The sequence below is a fragment of the Pseudomonas sp. W15Feb9B genome (assembly GCF_000828175.1).
In the GTDB taxonomy this organism is placed as follows: domain Bacteria; phylum Pseudomonadota; class Gammaproteobacteria; order Pseudomonadales; family Pseudomonadaceae; genus Aquipseudomonas; species Aquipseudomonas parakoreensis.
Map to the genome: position 1 here is coordinate 68155 of NZ_JTKF01000007.1, position 26259 is coordinate 94413.

Here is a 26259-nt window from a genome sequence, read left to right on the forward strand (position 1 = left end):
CTCACGGCGTTACGAGCAAAAATCCAGCGGCAGACGACGCGGCACAAACTGGCCTTTGCCCAGTTGTTCGGCATCGCGCAGGGTGCGCCAAGTGTAATCCAGCGCGGTACGCACGGCGCTGGCGAGGTATTCGCCCTGGGCCAGACGACCGGCGATAGCGCTGGCCAGAGTACAACCGGAGCCGTGATAGCTGCCTGGCAGACGCTGGCAATAGAAGGTTTCACGCAGGCCGTCACGGCCGTACAGGCGATTGTGGATTTCAGTTTCGTCGCCGTGGCCGCCGGTGATCAGCAGGTTTTTGACGAACGGCAGGAGTTTTTCCGCGCATTCGTCCGCGGTGCCTTCGGGCAGTTCGGCAAGAATCCGCGCTTCGGGCAGGTTGGGGGTGGCAATGATCGACAGTGGCAGCAGACGCTCGCGCATCGCGTAACCGACTTCATCCTTGCCCAGTCGTCCGCCGCCGCCGGCACGCAGCACCGGGTCGCAGACCACCGGCAGGTGCGGGTGCGCAGAAAGCAGTTCGACCACAGTGTCGACCATTTCCAGCGAACCGAGCATGCCCAGTTTGACCGCTGCGACTTCGGAGTCGTTGAGCACGGCATTGGCCTGGGCCAGTACCCACTCACGGTCGAGGACGCGGAAGTCAGTGACGTTGACGGTGTCTTGCACGGTCAGGGCGGTGACGGCCGGAGCCGCATGGCAACCCTGCGCAAGCAAGGCTTCGATATCTGCCTGCAAGCCGGCGCCACCACTGGGGTCGTGGCCGGAGAGACAGAGGACAACGGGGCGGGAGCTGTAGATATTCATGGTGCGCGAGCTTACCACCAAACCTGATTTTGGGGTTCAGTCCTGACGGTGTTTGCGAGCAGATTGTCGGACAACACTGCAGCTACCATTGTGGCGAGGGAGCTTGCTCCCGCTGGGTTGCGAAGCAGCCCCTGCATTTATTCAGCTACAGCGTATTTACAGGTTTACGACTGCTGCGCAGCCGAGCGGGAGCAAGCTCCCTCGCCACAAAAGCGGATCGCAATGATTGAGTTGACCAACTCAACAGCTCTAGTCCGCAGCTTTGCTCTGAAACGCCCGTTCTAGAGCCTTTGCAGGAAAAATTTCGATGGTGCTCAATGGCCATCAACGGCTATGCTAGTCTGGATCCAAACCAATAACAGGTAATACCGGTTTTACGTCTACTCAAAGGGAATGGGGGGCTTCCTGACACAACCGGACGAGCCACGCTGGGGCTTCAATGCGCTATTTGCTGATGTTGCTGTTCTGCTTGCCCCTCCTCGCAAGCGCCGTCGAGTTCGACGAAAATACCCAGAGCCTCCCGCTGGGCCGCTCCTTGCAGGTGTTCGAAGACCCGAGCGGTCAGGCGAACATCGCCGACGTTCGCGCTCAAGCGGCGGCGGGCAATTTCAAACCCCACGACAAAGCCACGCTCAATGCCGGTTACTCGCGCTCGGCGTTCTGGCTGAAGATCGATCTGCATTACCGTCCGAACAATCCGGCCGCGCAGCGCACCTGGCTGCTGGAGCTGGCGTATCCGCCGCTGGATCACCTCGACCTTTATATGGCCGATGCCAATGGCGACTATCGGCTGATCCGGCAAACCGGCGACGCTTTGCCGTTCGCCAGTCGCGAAATCCGGCAGAACAATTACCTGTTCGACCTGACCTTCGCCCCTGACCAGCAAAAAACCGTGTACCTGCGTCTGGCCAGTGAAGGTTCGATCCAGGCACCAGTGACGTTATGGTCGAGCACGGCTTACCTCGAAGACCAGCCGGTGCGCCTGTATGTGCTGGGGATTATTTATGGTGTGCTGCTGGGGATGCTGGTCTACAACCTGTTCATCTACCTGAGCGTGCGCGACACCAGCTACCTTTATTACATCTTCTACATCGCCTCGTTCGGCCTTTATCAACTGTCGGTGAATGGCGCGGCGGTCGAGTATTTCTGGCCGGACAATCCGTGGTGGGCCAACGCCGCCACGCCGTTCTTCATCGGTTGCGCCGGGCTGTTCGGCAGCCAGTTCGCCCGCAGTTTCCTGCAGACCAGAACCCACAGCCGCTGGCTAGACTATCTGCTGATCGCTTTGATTGCGTTCGGTGCGCTGGTGGTCGGGCTGTCGCTGATGACCAGCTATGCGCTGTCGTTGCGCCTGGCGACCCTGTTGGCGCTGGTGTTCACCGTGGTGATCTTCGCTGCGGGTATCCTCGCCTGGTGGCGCGACTTGCGGGTGGCGCGTTATTTCATCATTGCCTGGTCGGCGTTCCTGCTCGGCGGCATCGTCAACACGCTGATGGTGCTGGGCCTGCTGCCGAACGTGTTCCTGACCATGTACGCCAGTCAGATCGGCTCGGCGATCGAAGTTGCGCTGCTGTCGTTGGCGCTGGCCGACCGCATCAACGCGATGCGCGAGCAACAGGCGCAGACCCTGTTCGATGCCGGGCAGAAACTCGAAGTGCTCAACCAGCAACTGGCGCACAGCAACAAGCTCAAGGATGAATTCCTCGCGACCCTGACCCACGAATTGCGCACGCCGATGAACGGCGTGATCGGTTCGCTGGAACTGATGCAGACCGTCGAACTGGAGCCTGAACTGGAGCAATACCAGCAAACCGCCGCCGGTTCTGCGCGGGACATGATGCGCATGGTCAATGGCATCCTCACCCTCACCGAATTGCAGGCCGGCAAGCTGAAAGCAACGCCGGGCAGCTTCAGCCTGCGCGCGGTGGTCGAGGCCTTGCGCGTGCAGTTCGACGGCAACGCGGCGAGCAAGTCGCTGGACTTCAAGGTCGAGGTGCTGGCGACCCTGCCGGATCGCTTGCACGGCGACAGTGCAAAACTGGCGCAGTGCCTGGAGTGCCTGCTGGACAACGCGATCAAGTTCACCCGGGTCGGTGGCCTGGCTCTGCGCGTCACCGGCAAGCCGGCGGCGGAAAACCACTTGGCGCTGTCGTTTGCGGTGATCGACACCGGCATCGGTTTCACCGATCTGGGCGAGGCGACGCTGTATCAGCGCTTCTTCCAGCTCGACGGTTCGATGACCCGCGAATACGGCGGCCTGGGCGTGGGGCTGGCGATCTGTCGGCAACTGGTGGAGTTGCTCGGCGGCAAGCTCACCCATCGTTCCGAACCCGGGCGTGGCAGCCGTTTTCAGCTGGACGTCGAGTTCGAACTGCCAGCGGTTGAAGCGGCGCCGAACCCGGCCCCGCTGCAGGAGCGGATCCGTGCGCCGCAGGACTGCACGGTATTGCTCGTCGACGACAACAGCGTCAACCAACTGGTGATGCGCGGCATGCTGCTCAAGCTCGGTTTCCGTGTGCGCACGGCGGACCACGGCGCGGCGGCACTCGATTGTCTGCAACGGGAAAACTTTGATGCGGTGCTGATCGATTGCCAGTTGCCCTCCCACGAAGGGGCGTCGCTGTGCTGCCAGATTCATGCGTTGCCCGGCTGCGCCAGTCTGCCGGTGTTCATGCTGGCGCAGGGCACGGATCGCGAGCATTGCGCGCCGGGTACGCGCATCGATTACCTGAACAAACCGGTGAAATTCGAAGACCTGCAGACGGCGCTGGAGCGTCGGGTGCTCAGCGCGTAACAGGGTGAAAGCGCCGACAGTTCGGCGCATATGACACTTTGATCAGTCACGGGCCGGTGCTTAACTGAATCCCTTGGCTGACCAAAGGAGCCCCGTCATGAACCTGCATCAGTTCGCCGAAACCCACGAAGTCACCAACCAGCCGCCATCGCTGGACGGTGCCAACCTGTACCGCATCGACCTGCCATTGCAGGAGTGGTCGCGCCGCTTTGGCGCCGGTTGGGCCGAGTCGCGGATCGATGCCTACGGTGCGCTGGCCGGCGGACCGCTGATGGCAGCCGGGTTCCTCGCCAATCAGAACAAACCGGTGTTCGTCAGCCATGACCGTTACGGCCATCGCATTGATCTGGTGGAGTTTCATCCGGCCTATCATGAGCTGATGCGCACTGCGATCGAACATGGCCTGACCTCGTCACCCTGGACTCATCCGCAGGACGGCGCGCATGTTGCCCGCGCCTCGATGAGCTATCTGCACAGCCAGGCCGAGGCGGGTAGCGGTTGCCCGTTGACCATGACGTTCGCCAGCGTCCCGGCCCTGCGTTTGCAGCCGGATCTGGCCGAACAGTGGCTGCCGAAAATCCTTGCCACCGAGTACGACCCGCGCAATGTCGGTATGGCGCACAAGGCCGGCGTGACCATCGGTATGGCGATGACCGAGAAACAGGGCGGCACCGACGTGCGGGCCAATACCACCAAGGCTTACCCGGTGGGTGCCAGTGGCCCGGGCCAGGCCTATGAACTGGTCGGGCACAAGTGGTTCTGCTCGGCGCCGATGTGCGATGCGTTCCTGACGCTGGCGCAGACCGACAAGGGCCTGACCTGCTTCCTGCTGCCGCGCCATCGCCCCGACGACACGCGCAATCAGTTCTACATCCAGCGCCTGAAAAACAAACTCGGCAACCAGTCCAACGCCTCCAGTGAAGTGGAGTTTCGCGGCGCGCTGGCATGGATGGTCGGCGAGGAGGGGCGCGGCGTACCAACCATCATCGAGATGGTGGCGATGACCCGTTTCGATTGCATGGTCGGCTCCAGCTCGCTGATGCGTCAGGCGCTGACTCAGGCCAGCCATCACTGCGCGCACCGTTCGGTCGGCGGCAAACTGCTCAGCGAGCAGCCGTTGATGCAGAACGTGCTGGCCGATCTGGCGCTGGAAAGCGAGGCCGCACTGGCGCTGAGCCTGCGCATGGGCAAGGCGCTGGATCATCTGGATGACCGCCACGAAGCACAATTCGCCCGGCTGGTGACGGCGGTGGGCAAGTACTGGATCTGCAAACGCGCCCCCGGAATGATCAACGAAGCCGCCGAGTGCATGGGCGGCGCCGGGTATGTCGAGGAGAGCATCCTGCCACGGCTGTATCGCGAAGCACCGGTCAACTCGACGTGGGAAGGCTCGGGCAATGTGCAGTGCCTCGACGTGCTGCGTGCACTGTCGAAAGAGCCAGGTGTGCTCGATGTGCTGTTCAGCGAGTTGGGCAACGGCCATGGCGACAAGCGCCTGGCCGCGCATATTCAGCAGTTGCAGGCGCAGTTCAAGGACACCAGCGATATTCAATACCGCGCGCGGCAACTGACTGAAGATATAGCGCTGGGGTTGCAAGCCAAGTTGTTGCTGGAGGCGGGGAATGCGGCGGTCAGTGATGCGTTTATTGCCAGCCGTCTGAACGGTGGCGGCCGGGTTTATGGCGCATTGCCGCGGGGCCTGGACGTCGAAGCCATCGTCACCCGCTCAACCCCGCAGGGTTTCTGACCCCGGTCCTTCGAACACTGCAAAACCCTGTGGGAGCTGGCTTGCCAGCGATGGCGACCTGTCAGTCAACATTGATATCGAATGTGCCGGCCTCATCGCTGGCAAGCCAGCTCCCACTGGGATTCGCTTTGTTTGAAAGATTTGGGTACAGCCACAACGCCACTGTTCCCGTGAGACCACGATGCAGGCAAGATGAAGCTCTGCAAGTCAGAACACAGGAAGCTGATCGTGACCGAAGCGTTTATTGTCGTTCAAACCGCCGAGCAAGCCGTGGATCGTCTGGCCGAGCTGCATGAGCGGGCCACCACTGCGCTGAACTCGGCGCTCAAGCGTTACCTCAAGGATCGCGTCGAGCCCGACGCCGAACAGCGCGCTCTGTTTCGTTATCCCGAACTGCGTCTGACCTACCTGTGTCAGGGCGAAGTCCCGCAGACCACCCGCGCCTATGCCAAGGTGCAACTGCCGGGCACTTACAGCGTCACCGTCACCCACCCCAAGGCGTTCCGCAAATACCTGCTGGAACAACTGGTGCCGTTGATGCACGACTTCACCGTGACCGTGGAAGTCGGCGTCAGCCAGCAGAACATTCCGTACCCGTACGTGGTCGAGCAGGGCGATGAGCTGGCCGGCTCCGGCGTCACCGCTGCGGTGCTGGCGCGAGTGTTCCCGAGTACCGACCTGTCCGCCGCCACCGATGGCATCGCCGACGGTCTCTACGACTGGGAAAACACCGATCCGCTGCCACTGGCGCTGTTCGACGCCGCGCGGGTCGACTTCTCGCTGCGTCGTCTGGTGCACTACACCGGCAGCGACTGGCGCCATGTGCAGCCGTGGATACTGCTGACCAACTACCATCGCTACGTCGACCAGTTCATCGTCCATGGCCTGGAACAACTGCGCAAAGACCCGCGTTTCGTGCGTATGGTCCTGCCGGGCAATGTGATCATCGAGAAGGGCATGGATCACGGCGAAGCCTCGGCGATTGCCGCTGGCGTGGTCTGGCACCGCTACCAGATGCCGGCCTATCACCTGATCGCCAACGACGGCCATGGCGTGACCCTGGTCAACATCGGTGTCGGCCCGTCCAACGCCAAGAACATCACCGACCACCTGGCGGTGCTGCGTCCGCATTGCTGGCTGATGATTGGCCACTGCGGCGGCCTGCGCCAGTCGCAGACCATCGGCGACTACGTGCTGGCGCACGCCTACATGCGTCGCGACGGGATTCTCGACCGTGTGGTGCCGCCGAACATTCCGATCCCGGCGCTGGCCGAAGTGCAACTGGCGCTGCAACAAGCCGCGGCCAATATCACCGGCGAGAAGGGCGAGGAGCTGAAAAAGCGTCTGCGCACCGGCACCGTGCTGACCTACGATGACCGTAACTGGGAATTGCGCTGGGCGCAGGAACGTCCTTTGATCAACCTGTCCCGCGCCGTGGCGGTGGACATGGAAAGCGGCACCATCGCCGCCCAGGGTTATCGCCTGCGAGTGCCTTACGGCACGTTGCTGTGCGTCTCGGATAAACCGCTGCACAGTGAAATCAAGCTGCCGGGTTCGGCCAACGCGTTCTACGAGCGTGCGGTCAGTCAGCACTTGAAGATCGGCATCGAGGCGGTGGATCTGCTGCGCACCGAACTCAACTCGCTGCACTCGCGCAAACTGCGCAGCTTCGACGAGCCGCCGTTCCGTTAACGGTTAGTCGTGGTCATTTGGCGGTCGGGGCACTAGCATTAGCAGCCCTGACCGTCAGATGTTCTTTTCGCCATGTCCCGTCCCCCGCGTCCTCCTTCCCGCCGCCCTGGCGCGAAGCCTTCCCCCTCAGCGCCACGTCGTGTCGCCAAGGCGCCGCCGGCCGAGCCGAAGCTGATCCTGTTCAACAAACCGTTCGATGTGCTGACGCAGTTCAGTGACGAAGGCGGGCGGGCGACGCTCAAGGATTTCATCGATGTGCCGGGCATTTATCCGGCGGGGCGCCTGGATCGCGACAGTGAAGGTTTGTTGTTGCTGACCAATGACGGTCAGTTGCAGGCGCGGATCGCCGACCCGAAACACAAGTTGCCGAAGACGTACTGGGTGCAGGTCGAAGGCGAGCCGACGGCTGAACAACTGCAGCGTCTGCGCGACGGGGTCGAGCTGAACGACGGCATGACCCTGCCCGCCGAGGCGCGGCAACTGGATGAGCCTGAACTGTGGCCACGCAATCCGCCGGTACGCTTTCGCAAAAGCGTGCCGACCCGTTGGCTGGAGTTGGTGATTCGTGAAGGACGCAACCGTCAGGTGCGACGGATGACTGCCGCGGTGGGGCTGCCGACGTTGCGGCTGGTGCGGGTGCGGATTGGCGACTGGACGCTTGAAGGGCTCGATCAGGGCCAGTGGAAGGAAGTGCCGGCGCGGTTATAGAGCGCCGGATTCGATCAGGCCGATCACCACACTCTTGATGATGAACGCGGCCACGCCCAGACCCAGCACGAAGAACAGAATGAACGAGCCGAAGCGCCCGGCCTTGGACTTCTTCGCCAGATCCCAGACGATGAAACCCATGAAAATGATCAGGATGCTGACCAGGCCAGTCATCATCCACTCTTCGAATACTGCAGGATCCATCGGGCATCTCCGGCGCGCACAGGGCTGAAAGGGCTGGGCGATTATACGCCTGGGGTGGCTGGGGACGCATTGATCTGCGTCGGTGCACCGCACCTCTACCACACGCCCCCCCTGTAGGAGCTGCCGAAGGCTGCGATCTTTTGATCTTGATCTTGAAAAGCAAAATCAAAAGATCGTCCGATCGCGGCCCGAGCCTTCGGCAGCTCCTACAGGGGAGTGCAGGTTAGCTGCGCAGATGAGTCAGCGGCAACTCGGTGCTGTTGAGCACCTGATTCAGCACAAAGCTCGAACGCACGCTGGTCACCCCTTCAATCCGGGTCAGGTGTCCCAGCAGCAGCTTCTGATAGTGATCCATGTCCGGCACCACCACTTTCAACTGATAGTCGGCATCCACGCCCGTCACCAGGCTGCATTCCAGCACTTGCGGCAAGGTGCGGATCGCTGCTTCGAAGTTCTCGAAACGTTCCGGGGTGTGCCGGTCCATGCCGATCAGCACGTAGGCGGTCAGGCTCAGGCCGAGCATCTTGCGATCGAGCAGGGCGACCTGGCGCGAGATGTAGCCGTCATCCTCCAGTTGTTTGACCCGGCGCGAGCAGGGCGAGGGCGACAGACCGATGCGCTCGGCCAGTTCCTGGTTGGAGATGCGGGCGTCGCGCTGCAATTCCGCCAAAATACTCAGGTCGTAACGGTCGAGTTTGCTCATGAATCAGTCCTTGGTTGTAACTATTGCGGCGGATTATCTATCCAGGGTTAAAAATTGCGCAAGCGGTGTTTATTTGAGCAATCTTCGCAATCATCTGTCGCGCATTGCGGCCTATTCTTATCCCCAGAATCACTGCTCGGTAACACAGTCCACTGCGGCCCGCCCAATCAGGCCCGCCGCGGCCGCCACCCCCACCGGGGATGTGCCGGCCCCCGAGCTGCACACTGTCCAGAAGACGGCGTGAGGTGAGCCGACGTCAAAAGCGTCGAGCCAGGACGAAGTTCTCTAAAGGGAGGCCGACGGGTCTCCCTTTTTCTTGTCTGCGATTTTTGTGCCTCGATGTACGGCTTCCCTCAATAAATAAGTTTCGTGACTGATAACCTGTCGCAGAACCCGGTGTGCGTATTCCCGGTCTTAGCTACAAGCCCTCTTAATACCCGCAGTGAGGAAAAGCATGAAGTCGCGCATCTGGCGTCTGGCCGGTGTTGGTTTGCTGTGTGTGAGCGTCGGAGCCCAAGCGTTGGCCGACGAGCCACAGAATCGTGGCCCCGAGAATAACGGGCACGGCGGTGAGCATCAGGGCAATCAGGGGCATGGCGGTGAGCGTCAGCCCCATGGGCAAAACAATCCGCCGCCGCAAAATCCGCCGCGGCCGCAGAACAGCGACATCATTCGCGGCGACAACAGCCGCCAATTCGAGCACAACGGTCAGCCGCACAATAACGGCCAATGGCAGAACCAGAACCGCGCGCCCAATCAGCCTGCACCGGTTCATCAGGCGCCACCGCCACCGGCGAACAACCTGCCGATCCAGCCACGTCCCGACACCGTGCGCCAGATTCAGGAACCGCGTCAGGGCTACTACCGCGACGAGCGTCCGCAGAATGGTTACCACAACCAGCAGTGGCAAACCGGCAACCGGCCCGATGACAATCGCTGGCCGGGTCGCCCGGACGGGCATGGCAACGGTTGGGGCCCTGGCCCGCAATATCGCCCGGGGCATGTGATCGACCGCTTCCCGGATCGTGAATATCGCGTGCCGTATCGCGGTCAGGATTACTTCTATTCCGGCGGCTACTGGTATCGCCCGCAAGGCCCGCGCTACATCGTCGTGCAGCCGCCACGCGGGATTCGTATTCAGTACCTGCCGGACTACGCCCGTGAAGTGTGGATCGGCGGTGCGCTGCTGTTCCTCGCTGCCGGTTCCTACTATGCGTATCAGGAAACCACCCAGGATTACGTCGTGGTCGAGCCACCGGTGCAGCAGCCGCCGCAGCCGCAATCCCAGGGGTATGACGTCGAGGCGTATCCCGCCAACGGTCAGTCGCCGGAACAGGTGCAGCAGGACGGTTACCAGTGCTACCAGTACGCGGTGCAGCAAAGCGGTTTCGATCCGCGTACCGCGACGTACCAACCGGCGCCCGAAGTGGTGCAGGCTTACCGTCAGGCGCAGGGCAACTGCCTGAGCAGTCGCGGTTATCAGGTGTCTTACTGAAGCCGGGTTTGCGCCCGTTCGGTCTTGACCACTTCCTGCGGGTCGGCGTGCACCAGCACTTCGGCTCGCGGGTAGGCGGCGTGAATCGCGTCCGCCGCCTGATCGCTGATGCCGTGAGCCACTGACAAGGTCAGCTCTCCCGGCAATTCCAGATGCAACTGCACGAACCAGTGGTTGCCTGAAATCCGCGTGCGCAAATCATGCGCGCCCAGTACGCCGGGTACGCCGCAGGCCAGTTCGAGCATGTGCTGACTGACGTCCGTCGGCAGCTCTTCATCCATCAGCACCGAAAAACTTTCCCGGGCGATCTGGATCGCGCTCCACAAGATGTACCCGGCAATCCCCAGACCGAACCATGCGTCCAACTGATGAAAGCCCATGCCGGCGAGAATCAGCGCAATCAGAATGCTGCCGTTGAGCAGCATGTCAGAACGGTAGTGCAGCGAGTCGGCGCGCACGGCGTTGGAGCCGGTCTGCTTGATCACCCGATGTTGCAGCGTCAGCAAAGCCGCGGTCAGCAGCAGCGAGAAAACGATCACACCGATACTCAGCCACGGTGCGCCCAACGGCTCCGGTTGCTTGATGCGCTCATACGCCTGAAACGCAATCAGCACCGCACTGCCACCGATGAACAGCGCCTGCGCCATGCCCGCCAGCGATTCAGCCTTGCCGTGGCCGTAACGGTGATCGTCATCGGCCGGGCGCAGTGCGTAATGCACCGCCAGCAGATTGAGCAGCGAAGTGACGCCATCCAGCGCCGAGTCGGTGAGGCCGGCGAGCATGCTCACCGAACCGCTCAGCCACCAGGCGATGGCTTTGGCGATGATCAGCGTGCAGGCCACCGCCACCGAGGCGCGGGTTGCCAGCCGCAGCAGGCGGGCGTGTTCGGGGCTGGTGGTCATGAGTGCAGAAATTCCTTATGGATCAGGCGGCGGGTTGCAGGCCGAACATGGCCAGTTGCTGGGTGCTGCCCTTGTGCTGGATCAGGCGTGGATCGTCCAGCGGCATGTTGCGGCCCAGTTCAGTTTCGAGAATAGCCTGCAACTTGAGGTTATCGACCTGGCCGTCCGGGCCGATCGCTTGTTTGAGTTTCGCCGGATCGACCTGCGCCGTGTGGCCCGGTTCGAAATAGATCGCGCCCGTGGTGAAGTCGACCGCGAAAGCGATCAGCCCGGGAATGACGTAGAACAGCAGGCCGACGGCGTCGAGTACGGCAATCGCCGGGTCGATCTTGCCGTCGATCTGACCGCGACGGTCCGGATAGAAAATCGAACCGCAGGCCGTGAGTTGAGTGAGCAGGGTGGCGACCAGTACACCGCCGATCAGGCGAGAAGGTAAGCGCATGTGATGGATCTCCTGAGTCATCTAAAAACGAAGCAGCGTTGTGTGGAATTAAGACCCTGACAAACGCCTGGCAGTTCGCCGTTATACTCGCGCCTCTGTTTGGGAGCCAGCATGATTTCTTTGCCGATCGATGAAGTTTTACCCGCCCTGCGTGAAGCCTTGGCGACACGCCACGAAGCCGTGCTCGAAGCACCGCCCGGCGCCGGTAAAACCACCCGCGTGCCTTTGGCCTTGCTCAATGAAGTCTGGCTGGCCGGGCAGACCATTCTGATGCTCGAACCGCGCCGTCTCGCCGCGCGTGCAGCCGCAGAACGTCTGGCCAGCGAACTGGGCGAGAAGGTGGGCGAAACCGTCGGCTATCGCATCCGTCTCGACAGCAAGGTCGGCCCCGACACCCGCATCGAAGTGGTCACCGAAGGTATTCTCACCCGGCGTCTGCAGGATGATCCGGCGCTGGAAGGCGTCGGTCTGCTGATCTTCGACGAATTTCACGAACGCAGCCTTGATGCCGATCTGGCTTTGGCTCTGAGTTTGAACGGTCGTGAACTGTTCCGCGCTGAACAGCCGCTGAAGATTCTGCTGATGTCCGCCACGCTGGAAGGCGAGCGTCTGGCCGGGTTGCTGGATGACGCGCCGATCCTGCGCAGCGAAGGGCGCATGTACCCGGTGACGATGCGCTGGGGGCGGCCGTTCCAGCCTGGCGAATACATCGACCAGCGCGTGACCCAGACCGTCCTCGAAGCCCTGCACGATGAAACCGGCAGCCTGCTGGTGTTCCTTCCGGGGCAGGCGGAAATCCGTCGTGTGCATCAGCAACTGAGCGATGCCATCGGTGAGCGTAAAGATGTCTTGCTCTGCCCGCTGCACGGCGAACTGGACCTCAACGCCCAGCGCGCCGCCATCGACCCGGCGCCGGCCGGCCAACGCAAAGTGGTGCTGGCGACCAACATTGCCGAAACCAGTCTGACCATCAACGGCGTGCGGGTGGTGATCGACGCCGGGCTGGCGCGGGTGCCGCGTTTCGACCCGGGCAGCGGCATGACCCGTCTCGATACGCAGCGTATTTCCAGGGCCAGCGCCACCCAGCGTGCGGGCCGGGCCGGACGTCTGGAACCGGGCGTGTGTTATCGCCTGTGGTCGCAGGATCAGCACGAGCAACTCGCCGCTTACGGCAGTGCGGAAATTCTGTCGGCGGATCTGGCGGGTCTGGCGCTGCAACTCGGACGCTGGGGCGTCACGCCCGGCGAACTGGTCTGGCTCGATATTCCGCCGGCAGCAGCCTATGCACAGGCGCAGGATTTGTTGCAGCGCCTGGGCGCACTTGAAGGCGAGGCGCTGACCGCCCACGGTCAGGCCATGGCTGAATTGCCGGCACATCCGCGCATCGCTCATCTGTTGCTGCGCGGCCAGGCACTGGGGCTGGCGCAGATGGCGTGCGATGTCGCGGCACTGCTCGGCGAACGCGATATTTTGCGCGGCGCCGGGGCGGATCTGCACAGCCGCCTGGTGCTGCTCTCTGGCGAGGAGCGCGCATCGCGTGGTGCTCAGGGCGGCGTGCAACGTGCGCGGCAACTGGCGCGGCAGTATCGCGGTTACCTGCGCGGCAAGGCCAGCGAGCCCGTCAGCGATCCCGATCATCCGCGCTGGCTTGGCGCATTGCTGGCGCTGGCCTATCCGGATCGCGTCGCCCAACAGCGGCGTGCCGGTGGCGCCGAATATCGGCTGGCCAATGGTCGCGCTGCGCTGTTCGCCGAAGCCGACAGCCTGATGAAGGAAGCGTGGATTGTGATCGCCGACCTCGGCAGTCGTCAGGGGCAGCGCGAGGAGCGGATTTACCTGGCGGCGGATTTCGATCCGACGCTGTTCGACTCGGTGCTCGCCGAGCAAGTGCGTGCCGTCGATCAACTGGACTGGGACGAGCGCGAAGGCGTGCTGCGCGCCGAGCGTCAGCGCAAGGTTGGCGAACTGATCCTCAGCCGCGAACCGTTGACCGGGCTTGACGAAGCGGCGCGCAGTCAGGCGCTGGTCAATCTGGTACGGCGCAAAGGTCTGGAGCTGCTGCCGTGGACGCCGGAATTGCGTCAGTGGCAGGCGCGAGTCGCGTTGTTGCGGCAATTGGATCTGGCGACACAGGCCGACAGCCAATGGCCGGATGTCAGCGACGCGACGTTGCTCAAAACCCTGGAGGCATGGCTCATGCCCTATCTGGGCAAAGTCTCGCGACTGAGTCATTTCGCCAATCTGGACCTGTCGAGCATCGTGCGCAGTCTGCTGCCGTGGCCATTGCCGCAGAAGCTTGATGAGCTGGCGCCGCATCACATCAGTGTGCCGTCGGGGTCATCGATTCGTCTGGACTACAGCGAGTCGCCGCCGATTCTCGCGGTGCGTTTGCAAGAGCTGTTCGGCCTCGCCGAGACGCCGCGAATCGCCGGCGGGCGGCAAGTGGTCAAGCTCCACCTATTGTCCCCGGCGCGGCGGCCGGTGCAGGTGACGCAGGATCTGGCCAACTTCTGGCGCAGCACCTATGCCGAGGTGAAAAAGGATCTGAAGGGGCGGTATCCGAAGCATTATTGGCCGGATGATCCGCTGGTGGCCGAGGCCACGGCGCGGATCAAACCGCGCAAGTGAGCCTTTGCCCGGGGTTGATCAGGCCTCGCCGTAGAGGCTTTGCGCAGCACGGCGGCGGTGCTTGATGTTGTGGCAGACCCACACCAGCGTGATCCACAGCGGAATCGCGTAGACCGCCATCCGGTTGACGGGGTCCATCAGCATGACCGCCATGATGAACACCATGAAGGCCAGACAGACATAGTTACCGTAGGGGTACCACAGCGCCTTGAACCGTGGTGTCTGCCGGGTCTCGTTCAGGTGTCGGCGAAATTTGCCGTGGGCCAGGCTGATCATCGCCCAGTTGATCAGCAGCGTCGCCACCACCAGCGATAGCAGTATTTCGAGGGCCTGCTGCGGGATCACGTAGTTCAGCACCACCGCCATCAAAGTCACTGCAGCCGTTGCGAGGATCGAGCGCACAGGAACCCCGCGCGAGTCGATCTTGACCAGGCTTTGTGGCGCGTCACCCTGCCGGGCCAGACCGAGCAGGATCCGGCTGTTGCAATAGGTGCCGCTGTTATAGACCGACAACGCCGCGGTAAGGACCACGAAGTTGAGAATGTGCGCGGCGGTATTGCTGTCGAGCATTGACCACACACGTACGAAGGGGCTGCCGCTGTAGGTATCGCCAGAGGCATTGAGTGACGTCAGCAGGCTGTCCCACGGCATCAATGACAACAGCACGACGAGTACGCCGATGTAGAAAATCAGGATACGGTAGATCACCTGATTGATTGCCTTGGGGATCACGCGACGAGGGTTTTGCGCTTCGGCGGCGGTAAAACCGAGCATCTCCAGCCCGCCAAAGGACAGCATGATGACCGCCATGGACATGGCCAGGCCGGCCATCCCGTGGGGGAAAAAGCCGCCGTGTTGCCACAGGTTACTCAGCGATGCCTGCGGCCCTCCGTTACCGCTGACCAGCAGGTAGCTGCCCATGGCGATCATCCCGATCACCGCCAGCACCTTGATGATGGCGAACCAGAATTCCGCCTCGCCGAACACTTTGACGTTGATCAGGTTGAGCGCATTGATCAGCACAAAAAACACCGCAGCCGATACCCAGATCGGTATCTCGGGCCACCAGTAATGCACGTATTTGCCGACGGCTGTCAGTTCGGACATGCCGACCAGGGTGTACAGCATCCAGCAGTTCCATCCCGACAGGAAACCGGCGAATGCGCCCCAATACTTGTGGGCGAAATGGCTGAAAGAGCCGGCAACCGGCTCTTCAACGATCATCTCGCCCAGTTGTCGCATGATCATGAAGGCGATGAAGCCGCAAATGGCGTAACCGAGGATCATCGAGGGCCCGGCAGACTTGAGTGCGCCCGCCGAGCCCAGGAATAACCCCGTGCCAACGGCGCCTCCCAGTGCGATCAATTGGATGTGTCGATTTTTCAGGCTGCGTTGCAGTTGACCTGAGTGCGCATGGAGTCCGCTCATGAGAAAGGGTACTCGCAAGGTGGCTTGAGTGTTTGCAAGACACTTGCGCGGGGCGAGGCGGGCCGATGCAGTGACGCGACGGTGCCAACAGTGGGGGACAGGTAATTCTCCACAGTCATACGTTTTCTGTTCCTTCAGATTATTTCTATTTTTATCAATCAGTTAGATCGAGTTTTCAGCTTGGTTACGCGCGATTTCGTGCGCGCTCCATGGAAAAATCTATTGGAAGAAACATATTTCTATCTGTTGAATTTGTAAATGGGGGATGGTATCTAATGCATCGCACAGGGACATGCCAACGATTCCAGGGACTGAGGAGTGATGACGGTGACGGGCTGCAATGCACTAGGGACATTCGATTTTGTGGTCGGCGCCGAGGCCGATCCGGCGGGCTATTTTTCAGCGGCGGCGCAGGACATTCGGGCACAACTGCTGAGTGAAGGCGCGGTGCTCATTCGCGGTGCCACGCCGTGCAGGGATCCCGAGGTGTTTGAACGGGCCATCGGTGCGCTGGGTTTTCACACGCGCGATTACGTCGGCGGCAGCTCTCCACGCTCGACGATCCAGGGCAAGGTCATGGAAGCGACGCGCACCCCGCCCGACTGGTCGGTGATCCTTCATCAGGAAATGGCCTATGTACAACATCCGCCCGAAATCATCGCTTTCGTGTGTGTCGAGCCTGCGGAGCGCGGCGGTGAATCCGTGGTCGGGGACATGCGCAAACTGGAGCAGTTGATTGATCGCGCCATCCTGCAGCAACTGACCGATCGCGGGCTCAAGTTGCGCCGCACGCTGCCCGGCGAGGCGCGGGTGAATCTCAAGCCCGGGGTGAAAAAAAGCTGGCAGGAGACGTTCTCCACTTCCAGCACCGCCGAGGCAGAAGTGCTGTGCCGGGCGCGCGGTTGGGACTTCGAGTGGAGTGGCGGCGACCTGATCCTCTGGCAGGACTGTATCGCCCCGATGCGCCGACACCCGCGCAAAGCGGCGGACATCTGGTGCAATCAGGCGCACTTCTGGGGCGCGGCCGCGATGATCGAATGGGCGCGTATCGACGGTCGTGAACAGGACGCCAATGAATTGGCCGAGGCGCTGCGCAACACGCCGCAACTGTTGGAGGCCATGTGTTTCGGTGACGGCGAACCACTGCCGCAAGACCTGACTCTGGAGTTGTTCCACACCGTCAGACGTCTGGAACAGGATGTCGATCTGCGAGCGGGCGATATTTTGCTGCTCGACAATTTCCAGTATGCCCACGGCCGGCGCGCCTTTTCCGGCAACAGGACCATCAACGTGATCATCGCCGATTGGGCGGATGATCAGCCACACGCAGCTCAGGGATGAAAAGATGACGATTCAGGAAAGAAACTTCACGTCGGATAGCACGTTTGTACTGACCCCCGGCGTGGATGTCAGTCTCAAGGACTTGATCAGGTATTCCCGGCCCGGGGCAAAAGTGGTCGCTTCGCAAGCCACCCGGCAACGGGTTCAGGCATCGCGAGACGCCCTGGAAAATCTCGTTGCACAAGGCGCGGTGATTTATGGGGTGAACACCGGGATGGGTGGTTTCGTTGACCATCTGGTGCCCATCGACAAAGCCCACGAGCTTCAATCGAACCTGATTCAGGGCGTCTCGACCAACGTTGCCGAGCGGTTCCCGGACAGTGTGGCGCGAGCCACCATGTTTGCGCGGATCGTATCGCTGTCCCGTGGTAACTCGGCACTCTCGCTGGAGAATTTCGACCGCTATATCGCCATTTACAACGCCGGCCTGATCCCGGAAATCCCGAGCAAGGGCTCGTTGGGGACCAGTGGCGACCTGGGGCCGCTGGCGGCGGTTGCGCGGATGCTGACCGGGGACGGTCATGCCTACCTCGACGGTGCCCGGATTCCGGCGGCGCAAGCGCTCGAGCAATTGGGCCTGGCGCCGCTGCACCTGAGTTACAAGGAAGGGCTGGCGCTGATCAATGGCACCTCCTGCATGGTCGCGGTGGCGGCGATGAATGTGGTTGAGGCCCGGGAACTGCTCGAGCAATACACGTCGATCTCGGCCTTCTCGTTTGAAGCGCTGCAGGCTCGGGTGCGTCCTTTCCATCCGGATGTTCACCAGTTGAAACCGCACCTGGGCCAGCAAAAAATTGCCGAGGCCATCTGGGCCGATCTGCAAGGCTCGGAGCTGGCGATTGACGATCTTGAACTCTCTTCGCAATTGAGCGCCCTGCGCACCGACCAGGTACGCCAGGAAGACATGCCCATCGAAGATGCCTATTCCATTCGCTGCACGCCGCAAATCCTCGGGCCAGTGCTGGAGACCATCGAATTTGTCGAGCGCGTGGTCGGCAACGAACTGAACTCGTCCAACGACAACCCGTTGATCACCCCTGAAAACGGCGAGGTTTTTCACAATGGCCATTTTCATGGGCAATACATCGCTTCGGCCATGGACTACCTGACGATCTCCATCATCACCCTGTGCAATCTTTCGGATCGGCGGATCGATCGCTTCCTGACCAAAGCCAACAGCAATGGCCTGCCGTCATTCCTGTGCGCGGAAAACGGTGGCCTGCGTTTCGGGCTCATGGGCGGGCAATTCATGTCGGCGTCGCTGACGGCGGAAAACCGTTCGCTGGCCACCCCCGTCTCGATCCAGACCCTGACCACCACCGGCGATTTCCAGGACGTGGTTTCCTTCGGCCTGGTCGCCGCGCGCCGGGTGACCGAAGTGCTGCAGAACACGCGTTACGTCCTCGCGTTTGAACTGATCTGTGCAGCCCAGGCCGCCGATATTCGTGGCAACGCCAGACTCGGGCCGAAGGGCCGCGCCTGGCATGCGCGGGTGCGTGAACACATTCCGTATCTGGATCGGGATGTGGCGTTGACCGCTTACCTGGAAGCGCTCGTTACCCAGGTACTGGGAGGGCACGGCCGATGAGTTCGTCGGGAAAGAGTGACCTGTTGGCAACAGCCATCACTGAGCCGGTCCGGCTGCATGCCAACGAAAATCCGCTGGGTGCATCGGGCCTGGCCCTGCAGCTGTGCGCCTCGATGCCGACGCTCCTCAGCGAATACCCCGAAGTCACTTACAAGTCTCTGCGCCTGGCAATCGGCGAGCGCTGGCGCGTTGATCCCGAGCGCGTCGTGGTGGGCGCCGGTTCGGACGAACTGATCGACATTGCGCTGCGTAGCCTGTTGAAGCCCGGCAGTCGCATCGTGACGCAACAGCACGGCTTCAAGATGTACAAAATCCGGGCCGCGTTGCTGGGGGCCGACTACAGCGAGATGACCCCGGATGCCAGCGGCGACTATGAGGCGGCATTGCAACTGGCTCTTGAGCAAAAGCCCGACGTCGTGGTGCTGGTCAATCCGTCCAATCCATTGGGCGACTATCTGTTGCCCTCGCAGCTGTTATCGCTGGTGGCGCTGATTCCACCCGGCACGACCGTCATCATCGACGAAGCGTACGCAGAGTTTGCGCCGGATCGGGAAAACACGGCTGGTATTCAGATCGTCAACAGCCGGGAAAACGCGATATGCCTGCGCACGTTTTCCAAGGCCTACGGCATTGCCGGCCTGCGCCTTGGCTGGGCTTACGCGAGCGGCGATCAGGTGTCGGCGCTGCAAGCGCGGCGTGCGCCGTACAACGTCAGTTCGTTTTCCGCCCTGGCAGGCGAATACGTCCTGCAGGACGGCGATCATCTGGACAACACGGCGGCGTATTGTCAGGCGTGGGGGCAGGAGCTCGTGAGCCTGTTCAAGTCTCACGGCATTGAAGCCAGAAGCCGCTACGTCAATTTTGTTTTCGTCGAATGCGTCACCGCGCCACGCTGCCAGGATTTGCATCAGCATCTGGAGAGGGAAGGTTTCCTGACGTCCCGGTTGACCGACTATGGTCTTGAGACGTGTCTGCGAATCTCCTTCGGCAACCAGGCGCAGATGACCCGGTTGCGCGCTGTACTGAAGCAAAAACTGCAAACCATGGAACTTGCCTGAGGCCAGCAGGGCAGGGAGCCTTCGGCGATTGCCCAGGGCTTCCAGGGCAAGATCAGGAAACCTTGACTGAGGTAAAAATGAGCCAGACGCTGACGTTGTTTCACGCTGAACCCTACTTGAAGCAACTGGACTGCCGAGTTGATCGACTGGAGCGCGACGACGCCGGCCTGCCTTTCGCACTCCTCGGCGAGACCGTGTTCTACCCCCAGGGAGGCGGGCAACTGGGCGATCGGGGGGTATTGAACATTCCGCTCGCGGGGGAGGGTGAGGCACTGCGCTCGCTGGAGATCGTCGCGACGAAAAAACGGGACGATCAGATCAGGCATTACCTGAGCATTGACGACGAAACGTTCGCAGACCTGCAGACGCGGGTGAGCGACCAGCAGGCGACCGCCACGCTGGATTGGCCATTGCGATATCATCAGATGCGGGTTCATTCGGCGATGCATTTGATTCATTGCATGCTCGAGCGGACGCTCGGGCGAGCGATTGCGCATCCGGTTCGTTCGCCGTTGAGCGACGAGGGTGGCGAGAACCAATACGAGTTTGTCGGTGAGTTCGACGAAGACAGTCTGAGGCGCGCAACAGATGCCTTGAACGAGTTTTGCTCTGCAAGTCATGAGATTCGTACGGAAGCGGATACCCGCCAGGGACAGGGATTTCGTTGGTGGCAATGCGAAGACTGGTCAATCCCCTGTGGGGGCGTTCATGTGCGTAATACGCAAGAAATAGGCGTGGTGACTTCCAGTATGAAGATCAAGAAAAACACGACCAGAGTGCTTGTCACTCTGTCGGCAGAGGCGGAAGAGCTTGGATAGCAAACGTGCGTTTGGCGCATTTCTCATGCAGTTTCGAATCGACGCGGGGCATCTGAAGATCTCCACGTTTCTCGACGAGGTCAATATTCCGTTCTCCGCCAATTACTACCGCGACGTCGAGGCCGGAAGGAAATACCTGAGTATCGATGCTGCCGTCGAACTGCATGATCACCTTGGCATCGATGCGGCCAGCAAAGCCAGTTTTGATTATTTCTGGCACTACTTCAGGGATTTGTTGCCGGCGGACGTCCACGAAATGTTGTTCGGCAAAGGCGTCGAGGTGACCGATCTCTCTTCGCGCCTGGAACTGCGCGAACACGACTCCAGAATCTTGCGCCGGGCCCTGAGCCTGAGTCGCTACGAGCGTGAGTTCATTGTCACCGAAGAGGTGATCGCCGCGTTCGAGGCGCAATTCGAACTGCTGCCATTGATGACGTATCTGTACATGGTCGACAGCGCCTCAGTGGCGGAGATTCAGCTGGTGTGCCAGCAGATCGGTCTGGCTTATGACCGGGACACTGAAGCGTTCCTGAACCTGGTGTCCAAGCCGCGCGCGACGCCGGATGACCCGTTTGTCCGGCATGCACCCACGTTGAGGATGCCCAGGACGGTGGATGCGTTGAAGTTGAAGGATCAGTTCCTGCGCCATGAAGTGGACCGGTCGCTGCTCAAGCCGGAGAAGAGCGAATACTTCGATGTTTCAGGCTCTTTCAAATACAGCTCGATGGTGACACTCAAGGACGCCGAAATAGAACAGATTCAGGACCGTCTGGTGGACCTGTTCTCGGTCATCGAAGTGCATAACAAGTCTGGTCGTCAGCTGGAGGATTCAGGCGCACAGCCTTATTTCTTCGGGCTGGTGGTTTCCGGGCGTCCGGAATACGACGGGCGCGCGGCCCGCGTCGGTGAAAAAGACGAGGAGTGAACAACTGCCGGGCGCTTCGCCGCTTCTGTGTGGCATGGCCCGGCAAAAACCAACCGTTCACAGGAGTGCGCGGACAGTACAGAAAACGGGGCGCAGAACCGCAACCCGGCCGTCATCAGTCAGAACAGGGATGAGATGAATGAATGCTCCAGTCGTAGAAAAACTCCGTCAGTTGTTCGGCGAACGCTTGAGGCTCGAACAGGGAATCCGGCAACAGTTCTGCCAGGCGCCTCCCGGCATCGAGCTGAGTCCCCCCGATGCGGTAGTGACCGTTCGCAGCGAAGACGAAATCATTCAGGTCGTGAAGCTTTGCCGTGAGTACGGTGTGGCGCTGATCCCGTCGGGTGCGCGTTCGTCCCTCGAAGGGCAGATCAATGCGCCACAGGGTGGCGTCTGCGTCGACTGCTCGGAAATGAACGCGATTGTCGATGTGAACGTCACCGACATGACCGCCACGGTTCAGCCGGGCGTTACCCGCGAGCAACTCAACAGCCACTTGCGTGAGACCGGACTGTTCTTTTCCGTCGATCCTGGCGCCAACGCTTCCATGGGCGGAATGGCGGCGACCCGTGCATCGGGGACCAACTCGGTGCGTTACGGGACCATGGCCGGGAATGTCAAAGCCGCACGCTGGATCATGGCGGACGGCTCGGTCGCCGCCATTGGTTCCCGCGCGCCCAAATCGGCCATGGGTCTGGATCTGCTGGCGATTGCCATCGGTTCAGAGGGCACTCTGGGCATCTTCAGCGAACTGCAAGTGCGCCTGCATCCGGTGCCCGAGGCCATCGTTGCCGGTGTCTGTTCGTTCGACTCGGTGGATAACGCGGTACAGACGGTGGCCAGTGCCTTGGGCCAAGGACTCTCGATCGCCCGGATCGAGCTGCTGGATACCACGGCGGTGCGTGCGTGCAATGCCTATTCTGCGGCACTGGGGCTGGTGGAAACGCCGCATCTGTTTCTGGAGTTCCACGGCGACCGGTCGACGGTCGCCAGCAGTGTCGAGCTGTTCAAGGATTGCGCCGGTGAGTACGGCGGGCAGGTCAGGATCTCCGAGCGCCTTGAAGAACGCACGGCTCTGTGGAAAGCCCGACATGACGCCTGGTGGGCCTTTCACGCTTTCTACAAAGGCCGCAAGGGGCTGGCCACCGATGTCTGTGTCCCGTTGTCCTGTCTGAGTGCCTGCATCAGCGCCACGGCCGCCGACATTGCTGCCTCCGGTCTTGATGCGCCGCTTATCGGCCATGTCGGTGACGGTAATTTTCACCTGCTGATCATGCTCGATGAGGGTGAAGACGAAAGTGCGGACATTCAGGCGTTCCTCAGCCGGCTGTCGAGTCGCGCGTTGTCGTTCGGCGGCACCGTCAGTGGCGAGCATGGGGTAGGGCAGGGAAAACTGAAGTGGATGTCGGCGCAACACGGCGCAGCGCTGCAGTTCATGAGGGCCATCAAATCGGCCCTGGATCCGGACAACCTGTTCAACCCCGGCAAGATGTATCAATCGTTACGGGTTGACGCTCGATAACTGTCGAATTTTTGTTTTTAAGGATGGATGTGAAAGGTATGGATCATATTTTGATAGTGGGCATCAACAAGGTCTCCATCAAGTACGTGTGCGAGGCGATCCGCGGTGCGGGCTTCGAACCGATACTGTCCGTTGATCCCTCGGGTTTTCATGGCGCGGCGAAAAACGTGTTCGAAGGGGTCACCTGCATTCCTGCCTTTACCGACAGAGTCGCGCTGTCCGCTTACCTGAACGCCCATCCCGCACTGGTTGGCGTGATTCGCAGCATCACGACATTCTTTGACGAGTTGTTCCCGGTCGTATCCGCGATTGCCGAAGAATTCGGCTTCAAGGCGCCGCCTGAGGTGTTTGCCCGGCTGTCCTCCAAGGGCTTCGTCGGCCGCTTGATCCCGGAACATGTGCCCGCCGAGACCTGTGTGTCGCTGAGCGATGGCGACGTGGTCATTCCCTGGCTGACACCCGGGCAACAAAACAATGTGGTGCTCAAACCCTCGGTCGGCTCTGGCGCGGTGGCCACCACCCTGCTCTCGATTGCACCGGACGCTGACCCTGGCGCAGTAATCCGCGCCGCCATCCTGAACAGCGGAATCGACGACCCGCAAGACACTGCCTGGATTGTCCAGGCGCATTGCACGGGTGATCTCGTCAGCCTGGAAGGCTTTGCCCAGGAGGGGCGGGTGGTCTTCCTCGGACTGTCCAGGCGCGACCGAGTGGGATTCACGGAAGTCGCCAACCAGTTCCCGGCCGACGCCCGCATGGCCTTGCCCGTGCGTGCGAAAATCGAGAAGGCGGTCCGCGATCTGATTGCCCGTTCAGGGTTCGACAATGGCTTCTTCCATTGCGAGTTCATTGCGAACGACGCCACGGCTTATCTGATCGATGCCAACATGGGGCGCCTGGGCGGCGCGAGTATCGTTGAACAGATTGCGCTGGCCTACGATCTGGCGCCAGCGACTGTCCTGCAACACGTGGCGCTGCTGCCACTGGGCTTGCTGGAGGCTGCGCTTCAATACCAGCCGGTCGAATCTTGCCGCCAGACCCTGAGCTACTGGTACTGCCTGGATCACGAAGCCGTCGTGCATGACTGGGAGATTCCGCCGATGGCTTCCATTCACACGCCCATTGCCAACGTCGGCAGCGTGATCCAGCCCATCGGCACGTCCGACTACGCCTGGGTCGGCATGCTCACCGGCTATGCCGATGTCGTTGCGCGCGAGATTGGCCAGGTACGTGTCCTGACCGATCGCGGCCCTAGAAGCCCGGTCTTCAAATGATTTACTTCGTCCGGTTTCTTTCGTCCGCGGCCTGGAGCTGTTTCTATCCGTTCATGGCCATTTGGCTCAATGCGTCCGTGGGCCTCAGTAACAGTGCGGCGGGGGTCGTTGTCGGGTTCGCGATTGTCTCCAACCGCATCGGCGCATTGGCTTTTCAGGGCATGCTGGACAAGGTCGAGCGACGCCGGGAAATAGCCCTGGCCTTGTTCTGTGTGGCGGTGGCGGCGCTATTGATGCTGGTCACCGCCGCGATGGGCATTACCAACGTGTTGATCTGGGTCGTACTGGTTGTGGTGTTCGGTGTCTCCAATTCGATTGCCACGATCTCGCAGATTTCCTACATCGTGCAGTACTTTCGCGAGGGCGAGCACGAACGCGTGCTCTCTTACGAGAATGTTGCGGCGAACGCAGGGGCCGGGGTCGCGCCGTTCGTGGCGTCGTTGATTCTTGCCGGCACCGGTTACTGGTTTGTCGCCCTGCCGCTGTTGTTGGGCGTGCTGGCCACGGCTTCCACGCGGCTGATTCCGCAGGTGGCGCGTAGTGCAGGCGTGGCGTTTGCCGCGCGTGCTTCCACGCTGGGCGAAACCGAGGCATCGCCCAAAGTGGTGGCGTTCATGGCGATCAACTTTCTGACCATGATCGGCTATGCGCAGTTTTATTACGTGTTCCCTACCTATGCCACCGAGCGCTTTTCCAGTGAACTGGTCGGCGTGCTGTTTCTGGTGGCCAGCGGGATCATCATCTTCAGCCAGGTTTACGTGACCTCATTCGCGCAGCGTGTCTCACGATTGTGGCGGGTCATCGTTTCCAACCTGTTGATCGGCGCGGGCTGCCTGCTGTTGATCATTTCGTCACAGGCGCAGGCGATCCTGTTTGTCGTGGTGGTGTTTATCGTGATCGGCGAGATGATCTGCGGCCCGCTGTACCAGGCTCAGGCCGTGAAGATCTGGCGCGGGCGCAGTTCCGTGGCGATGGCCGTGCAGACCTGTGTCTGGGGCGCTGCCGAAGCTACCGCCGCCGTGCTCGGCCTGCTGGCAGTGGCCAACGAGCTGAGCTTCATGTCGTTTCTGTTGGGGTTTGCTGCCTGCGTCATCGCCGCCGTGGGCGCCTGGGTATCGATTGCGCTCAAACGCCCGTTGATCGGCATCGATGTGGAACAGCGCTCAGTCCCGGTTTCCTGATGGCTCGGTGCGGCAGGCAGCGGTCTTGGCGGTCAACTGTTCGCGACAATAGTCGGCGAACAGCTGTGCCGGTTTGGTCAGTTGCCCGCGCTTGAGCCACGCGGCGACCAGACCTGAGCCGGTGACGTCTTCGACGATGTCCACGCACACCACTTTCTTGCCGTCATAGGTGCATTCCGAGTGGGGCCGGGTCACCAGGATCGAGAAACCGAAACCCTGCCCGACCATGCCCCTGACCATCTCGATCGACGGCGAGCTGAACTCGATGCGCGGGGTCAGGCCCAGTTCTTCGAACAGGCTGACGAAGTAGGTTCGGCTCGGCTGCACGTCGAGCAGAATCATCGGCTCCAGACACAGATCGCGCAGCGACACTTGCTTGTACTGGGCGAAACGGTGGTCGGCCGGTAATAGCGCATACGGCCGTTGCGCCGGCATCAGCGGCTCGGTCTGGATGGTGGCATCGAGTTCGTGTTCATAGAGGATCACCAGGTCGAAACTGCCCGAGGTCAGGCCTTGCACCAGTTCCTGTTGCTCGCCGTCGCGAATACGGATTTTCACGCCCGGATACAGCGCAGAAAACCCGGCGATCAATTGCGGCAGGTACAGCGGCGCGACGGTTTCGAAGCAGCCGATGTCGATCTGCCCGGCGACGATGTCGTTGTCGGCGAGGGCGTTCTGCTCGAACTCCCGGGCCATGCGCAACAGCTCCTGCGCCTTGCGAAAGAACCGTGCACCGCTCGGCGTCAGGGATACGCCCTGAGCGTGATGGCGGATCAGCAGCTGCACCGCGAAGCTGTCTTCCAGACCTTTGATCGCCGTAGAGATCGCTGGTTGTGCGATGTACAGCTTGCGCGAGGCTTCGGCAACGCTGCCGCATTCGACGGTGGTGATGAAGTATTTCAACTGACGCAAATTGTAGGCGGCCACGGCAAACCTCAGGACGAGCGGACTCGACTTCCAAGCAATTTGTGCGCCGCCGCGTCCGCTGCGCGACGTTGTTTT

Annotated in this window: 21 protein-coding genes; 14 read left to right on the plus strand and 7 right to left on the minus strand. The window is 61.2% G+C overall.

Translation table 11 applies throughout. The features are described from left to right. Window positions 1–9: 9 nt before the first annotated feature. Window positions 10–807, minus strand: a complete 798-nt coding sequence (locus tag OC71_RS04835) for a hydroxymethylpyrimidine/phosphomethylpyrimidine kinase (protein ID WP_041065051.1) — start codon at window positions 805–807, stop codon at window positions 10–12. A gap of 439 nt (window positions 808–1246) precedes the next feature. Between OC71_RS04835 and OC71_RS04840 the strand changes: the two genes are divergently transcribed. From OC71_RS04840 to OC71_RS04855, 4 genes are all read left to right on the plus strand, one after another. Then, the gene (locus OC71_RS04840; RefSeq protein ID WP_041065054.1) at window positions 1247–3601 is read left to right on the plus strand and encodes a hybrid sensor histidine kinase/response regulator; all 2355 of its coding nucleotides are present in this window, start codon (window positions 1247–1249) and stop codon (window positions 3599–3601) included. A 97-nt stretch (window positions 3602–3698) separates the two neighbouring features. Further along, on the plus strand, window positions 3699–5348 hold the full coding sequence (locus tag OC71_RS04845) for an acyl-CoA dehydrogenase family protein (protein ID WP_041065057.1): 1650 nt from the start codon (window positions 3699–3701) through the stop codon (window positions 5346–5348). A 192-nt stretch (window positions 5349–5540) separates the two neighbouring features. Continuing rightward, window positions 5541–7040 carry an AMP nucleosidase gene (gene amn / locus OC71_RS04850; RefSeq protein WP_161794895.1) on the plus strand — a complete coding sequence of 500 codons (1500 nt, stop codon included), beginning with the start codon at window positions 5541–5543 and terminating at the stop codon, window positions 7038–7040. 72 nt (window positions 7041–7112) lie between these two features. Then, on the plus strand, window positions 7113–7748 hold the full coding sequence (locus OC71_RS04855) for a pseudouridine synthase (RefSeq protein ID WP_041065061.1): 636 nt from the start codon (window positions 7113–7115) through the stop codon (window positions 7746–7748). On the opposite strand, the gene OC71_RS04860 is transcribed toward OC71_RS04855, so the two are convergent. Together OC71_RS04860 and OC71_RS04865 are read right to left on the minus strand one after the other, a co-directional pair. Beyond that, window positions 7743–7952: a DUF2788 domain-containing protein gene (locus OC71_RS04860; protein WP_003228500.1), complete on the minus strand. Its 210-nt coding sequence runs from the start codon at window positions 7950–7952 to the stop codon at window positions 7743–7745. The genes OC71_RS04855 and OC71_RS04860 overlap by 6 nt on opposite strands. 223 nt (window positions 7953–8175) lie before the next feature. Then, on the minus strand, window positions 8176–8655 hold the full coding sequence (locus tag OC71_RS04865; RefSeq protein ID WP_007909658.1) for an Lrp/AsnC family transcriptional regulator: 480 nt from the start codon (window positions 8653–8655) through the stop codon (window positions 8176–8178). Between the two features lie 454 nt (window positions 8656–9109). Here OC71_RS04865 and OC71_RS04870 point away from each other — a divergent pair, with 454 nt between their 5' ends. Beyond that, window positions 9110–10150 carry a DUF6515 family protein gene (locus OC71_RS04870; protein ID WP_041065071.1) on the plus strand — a complete coding sequence of 347 codons (1041 nt, stop codon included), beginning with the start codon at window positions 9110–9112 and terminating at the stop codon, window positions 10148–10150. Here OC71_RS04870 and OC71_RS04875 read toward each other — a convergent pair. Together OC71_RS04875 and OC71_RS04880 are read right to left on the minus strand one after the other, a co-directional pair. Beyond that, window positions 10144–11052 carry a cation diffusion facilitator family transporter gene (locus OC71_RS04875; protein WP_041065074.1) on the minus strand — a complete coding sequence of 303 codons (909 nt, stop codon included), beginning with the start codon at window positions 11050–11052 and terminating at the stop codon, window positions 10144–10146. The genes OC71_RS04870 and OC71_RS04875 overlap by 7 nt on opposite strands. Before the next feature lie 22 nt (window positions 11053–11074). Then, complete coding sequence (locus OC71_RS04880) at window positions 11075–11494, minus strand: hypothetical protein (RefSeq protein ID WP_041065077.1); 420 nt, start codon at window positions 11492–11494, stop codon at window positions 11075–11077. A gap of 111 nt (window positions 11495–11605) precedes the next feature. Between OC71_RS04880 and hrpB the strand changes: the two genes are divergently transcribed. Continuing rightward, window positions 11606–14122 (plus strand): ATP-dependent helicase HrpB, encoded by a 2517-nt coding sequence (hrpB, locus tag OC71_RS04885; protein WP_041065080.1) that lies wholly within the window; start codon window positions 11606–11608, stop codon window positions 14120–14122. An 18-nt stretch (window positions 14123–14140) separates the two neighbouring features. On the opposite strand, the gene OC71_RS04890 is transcribed toward hrpB, so the two are convergent. Then, the gene (locus OC71_RS04890; protein ID WP_041065082.1) at window positions 14141–15550 is read right to left on the minus strand and encodes an amino acid permease; all 1410 of its coding nucleotides are present in this window, start codon (window positions 15548–15550) and stop codon (window positions 14141–14143) included. A gap of 321 nt (window positions 15551–15871) precedes the next feature. On the opposite strand from OC71_RS04890, the gene OC71_RS04895 reads away from it, so the two are divergent. The 8 genes from OC71_RS04895 to OC71_RS04930 all read left to right on the plus strand — a co-directional run bounded on the left by OC71_RS04895 (window position 15872) and on the right by OC71_RS04930 (window position 25257). Then, window positions 15872–16891, plus strand: a complete 1020-nt coding sequence (locus OC71_RS04895) for a TauD/TfdA family dioxygenase (RefSeq protein ID WP_256198916.1) — start codon at window positions 15872–15874, stop codon at window positions 16889–16891. A 4-nt stretch (window positions 16892–16895) separates the two neighbouring features. Then, entirely contained in the window at window positions 16896–18479 is a 1584-nt protein-coding gene (locus tag OC71_RS04900; protein WP_041065084.1) for a phenylalanine aminomutase (D-beta-phenylalanine forming), read from the plus strand. Window positions 18480–18502: 23 nt separating this feature from the next. Then, on the plus strand, window positions 18503–19537 hold the full coding sequence (locus OC71_RS04905; protein ID WP_256198917.1) for a histidinol-phosphate transaminase: 1035 nt from the start codon (window positions 18503–18505) through the stop codon (window positions 19535–19537). Between the two features lie 77 nt (window positions 19538–19614). Next, the gene (locus OC71_RS04910; protein WP_041065090.1) at window positions 19615–20355 is read left to right on the plus strand and encodes an alanyl-tRNA editing protein; all 741 of its coding nucleotides are present in this window, start codon (window positions 19615–19617) and stop codon (window positions 20353–20355) included. A gap of 25 nt (window positions 20356–20380) precedes the next feature. Beyond that, a complete protein-coding gene (locus tag OC71_RS04915) occupies window positions 20381–21280 on the plus strand; it encodes a hypothetical protein (RefSeq protein WP_254616369.1) in 900 nt (299 codons plus the stop codon). Window positions 21281–21419: 139 nt separating this feature from the next. Continuing rightward, window positions 21420–22802 carry an FAD-binding oxidoreductase gene (locus OC71_RS04920; protein ID WP_041065096.1) on the plus strand — a complete coding sequence of 461 codons (1383 nt, stop codon included), beginning with the start codon at window positions 21420–21422 and terminating at the stop codon, window positions 22800–22802. A 38-nt stretch (window positions 22803–22840) separates the two neighbouring features. Then, window positions 22841–24076 carry an acetyl-CoA carboxylase biotin carboxylase subunit family protein gene (locus tag OC71_RS04925; protein WP_041065098.1) on the plus strand — a complete coding sequence of 412 codons (1236 nt, stop codon included), beginning with the start codon at window positions 22841–22843 and terminating at the stop codon, window positions 24074–24076. Beyond that, window positions 24073–25257 carry an MFS transporter gene (locus tag OC71_RS04930; RefSeq protein WP_041065101.1) on the plus strand — a complete coding sequence of 395 codons (1185 nt, stop codon included), beginning with the start codon at window positions 24073–24075 and terminating at the stop codon, window positions 25255–25257. Before OC71_RS04925 ends, OC71_RS04930 begins: the two co-directional genes overlap by 4 nt. Here OC71_RS04930 and OC71_RS04935 read toward each other — a convergent pair. After that, the gene (locus OC71_RS04935) at window positions 25240–26184 is read right to left on the minus strand and encodes a LysR family transcriptional regulator (protein ID WP_041065104.1); all 945 of its coding nucleotides are present in this window, start codon (window positions 26182–26184) and stop codon (window positions 25240–25242) included. The two genes, OC71_RS04930 and OC71_RS04935, sit on opposite strands and share 18 nt — an antisense overlap. Between the last annotated feature and the right edge of the window lie 75 nt (window positions 26185–26259).

What these genes read in the sequence shown, in the direction of transcription:
- OC71_RS04870 (WP_041065071.1), top strand. Translation starts at nt 9,110, where the DNA reads ATGAAGTCGCGCATCTGGCGTCTGGCCGGTGTTGGTTTGCTGTGTGTG.
- OC71_RS04860 (WP_003228500.1), bottom strand. Translation starts at nt 7,952, where the DNA reads ATGGATCCTGCAGTATTCGAAGAGTGGATGATGACTGGCCTGGTCAGC.
- OC71_RS04930 (WP_041065101.1), top strand. Translation starts at nt 24,073, where the DNA reads ATGATTTACTTCGTCCGGTTTCTTTCGTCCGCGGCCTGGAGCTGTTTC.
- OC71_RS04910 (WP_041065090.1), top strand. Translation starts at nt 19,615, where the DNA reads ATGAGCCAGACGCTGACGTTGTTTCACGCTGAACCCTACTTGAAGCAA.
- OC71_RS04925 (WP_041065098.1), top strand. Translation starts at nt 22,841, where the DNA reads ATGGATCATATTTTGATAGTGGGCATCAACAAGGTCTCCATCAAGTAC.
- OC71_RS04900 (WP_041065084.1), top strand. Translation starts at nt 16,896, where the DNA reads ATGACGATTCAGGAAAGAAACTTCACGTCGGATAGCACGTTTGTACTG.
- OC71_RS04890 (WP_041065082.1), bottom strand. Translation starts at nt 15,550, where the DNA reads ATGAGCGGACTCCATGCGCACTCAGGTCAACTGCAACGCAGCCTGAAA.
- OC71_RS04915 (WP_254616369.1), top strand. Translation starts at nt 20,381, where the DNA reads ATGCAGTTTCGAATCGACGCGGGGCATCTGAAGATCTCCACGTTTCTC.
- OC71_RS04835 (WP_041065051.1), bottom strand. Translation starts at nt 807, where the DNA reads ATGAATATCTACAGCTCCCGCCCCGTTGTCCTCTGTCTCTCCGGCCAC.
- OC71_RS04880 (WP_041065077.1), bottom strand. Translation starts at nt 11,494, where the DNA reads ATGCGCTTACCTTCTCGCCTGATCGGCGGTGTACTGGTCGCCACCCTG.
- OC71_RS04840 (WP_041065054.1), top strand. Translation starts at nt 1,247, where the DNA reads ATGCGCTATTTGCTGATGTTGCTGTTCTGCTTGCCCCTCCTCGCAAGC.
- OC71_RS04895 (WP_256198916.1), top strand. Translation starts at nt 15,872, where the DNA reads ATGACGGTGACGGGCTGCAATGCACTAGGGACATTCGATTTTGTGGTC.
- OC71_RS04875 (WP_041065074.1), bottom strand. Translation starts at nt 11,052, where the DNA reads ATGACCACCAGCCCCGAACACGCCCGCCTGCTGCGGCTGGCAACCCGC.
- OC71_RS04865 (WP_007909658.1), bottom strand. Translation starts at nt 8,655, where the DNA reads ATGAGCAAACTCGACCGTTACGACCTGAGTATTTTGGCGGAATTGCAG.
- OC71_RS04855 (WP_041065061.1), top strand. Translation starts at nt 7,113, where the DNA reads ATGTCCCGTCCCCCGCGTCCTCCTTCCCGCCGCCCTGGCGCGAAGCCT.
- OC71_RS04920 (WP_041065096.1), top strand. Translation starts at nt 21,420, where the DNA reads ATGAATGCTCCAGTCGTAGAAAAACTCCGTCAGTTGTTCGGCGAACGC.
- OC71_RS04845 (WP_041065057.1), top strand. Translation starts at nt 3,699, where the DNA reads ATGAACCTGCATCAGTTCGCCGAAACCCACGAAGTCACCAACCAGCCG.
- hrpB (WP_041065080.1), top strand. Translation starts at nt 11,606, where the DNA reads ATGATTTCTTTGCCGATCGATGAAGTTTTACCCGCCCTGCGTGAAGCC.
- amn (WP_161794895.1), top strand. Translation starts at nt 5,541, where the DNA reads ATGAAGCTCTGCAAGTCAGAACACAGGAAGCTGATCGTGACCGAAGCG.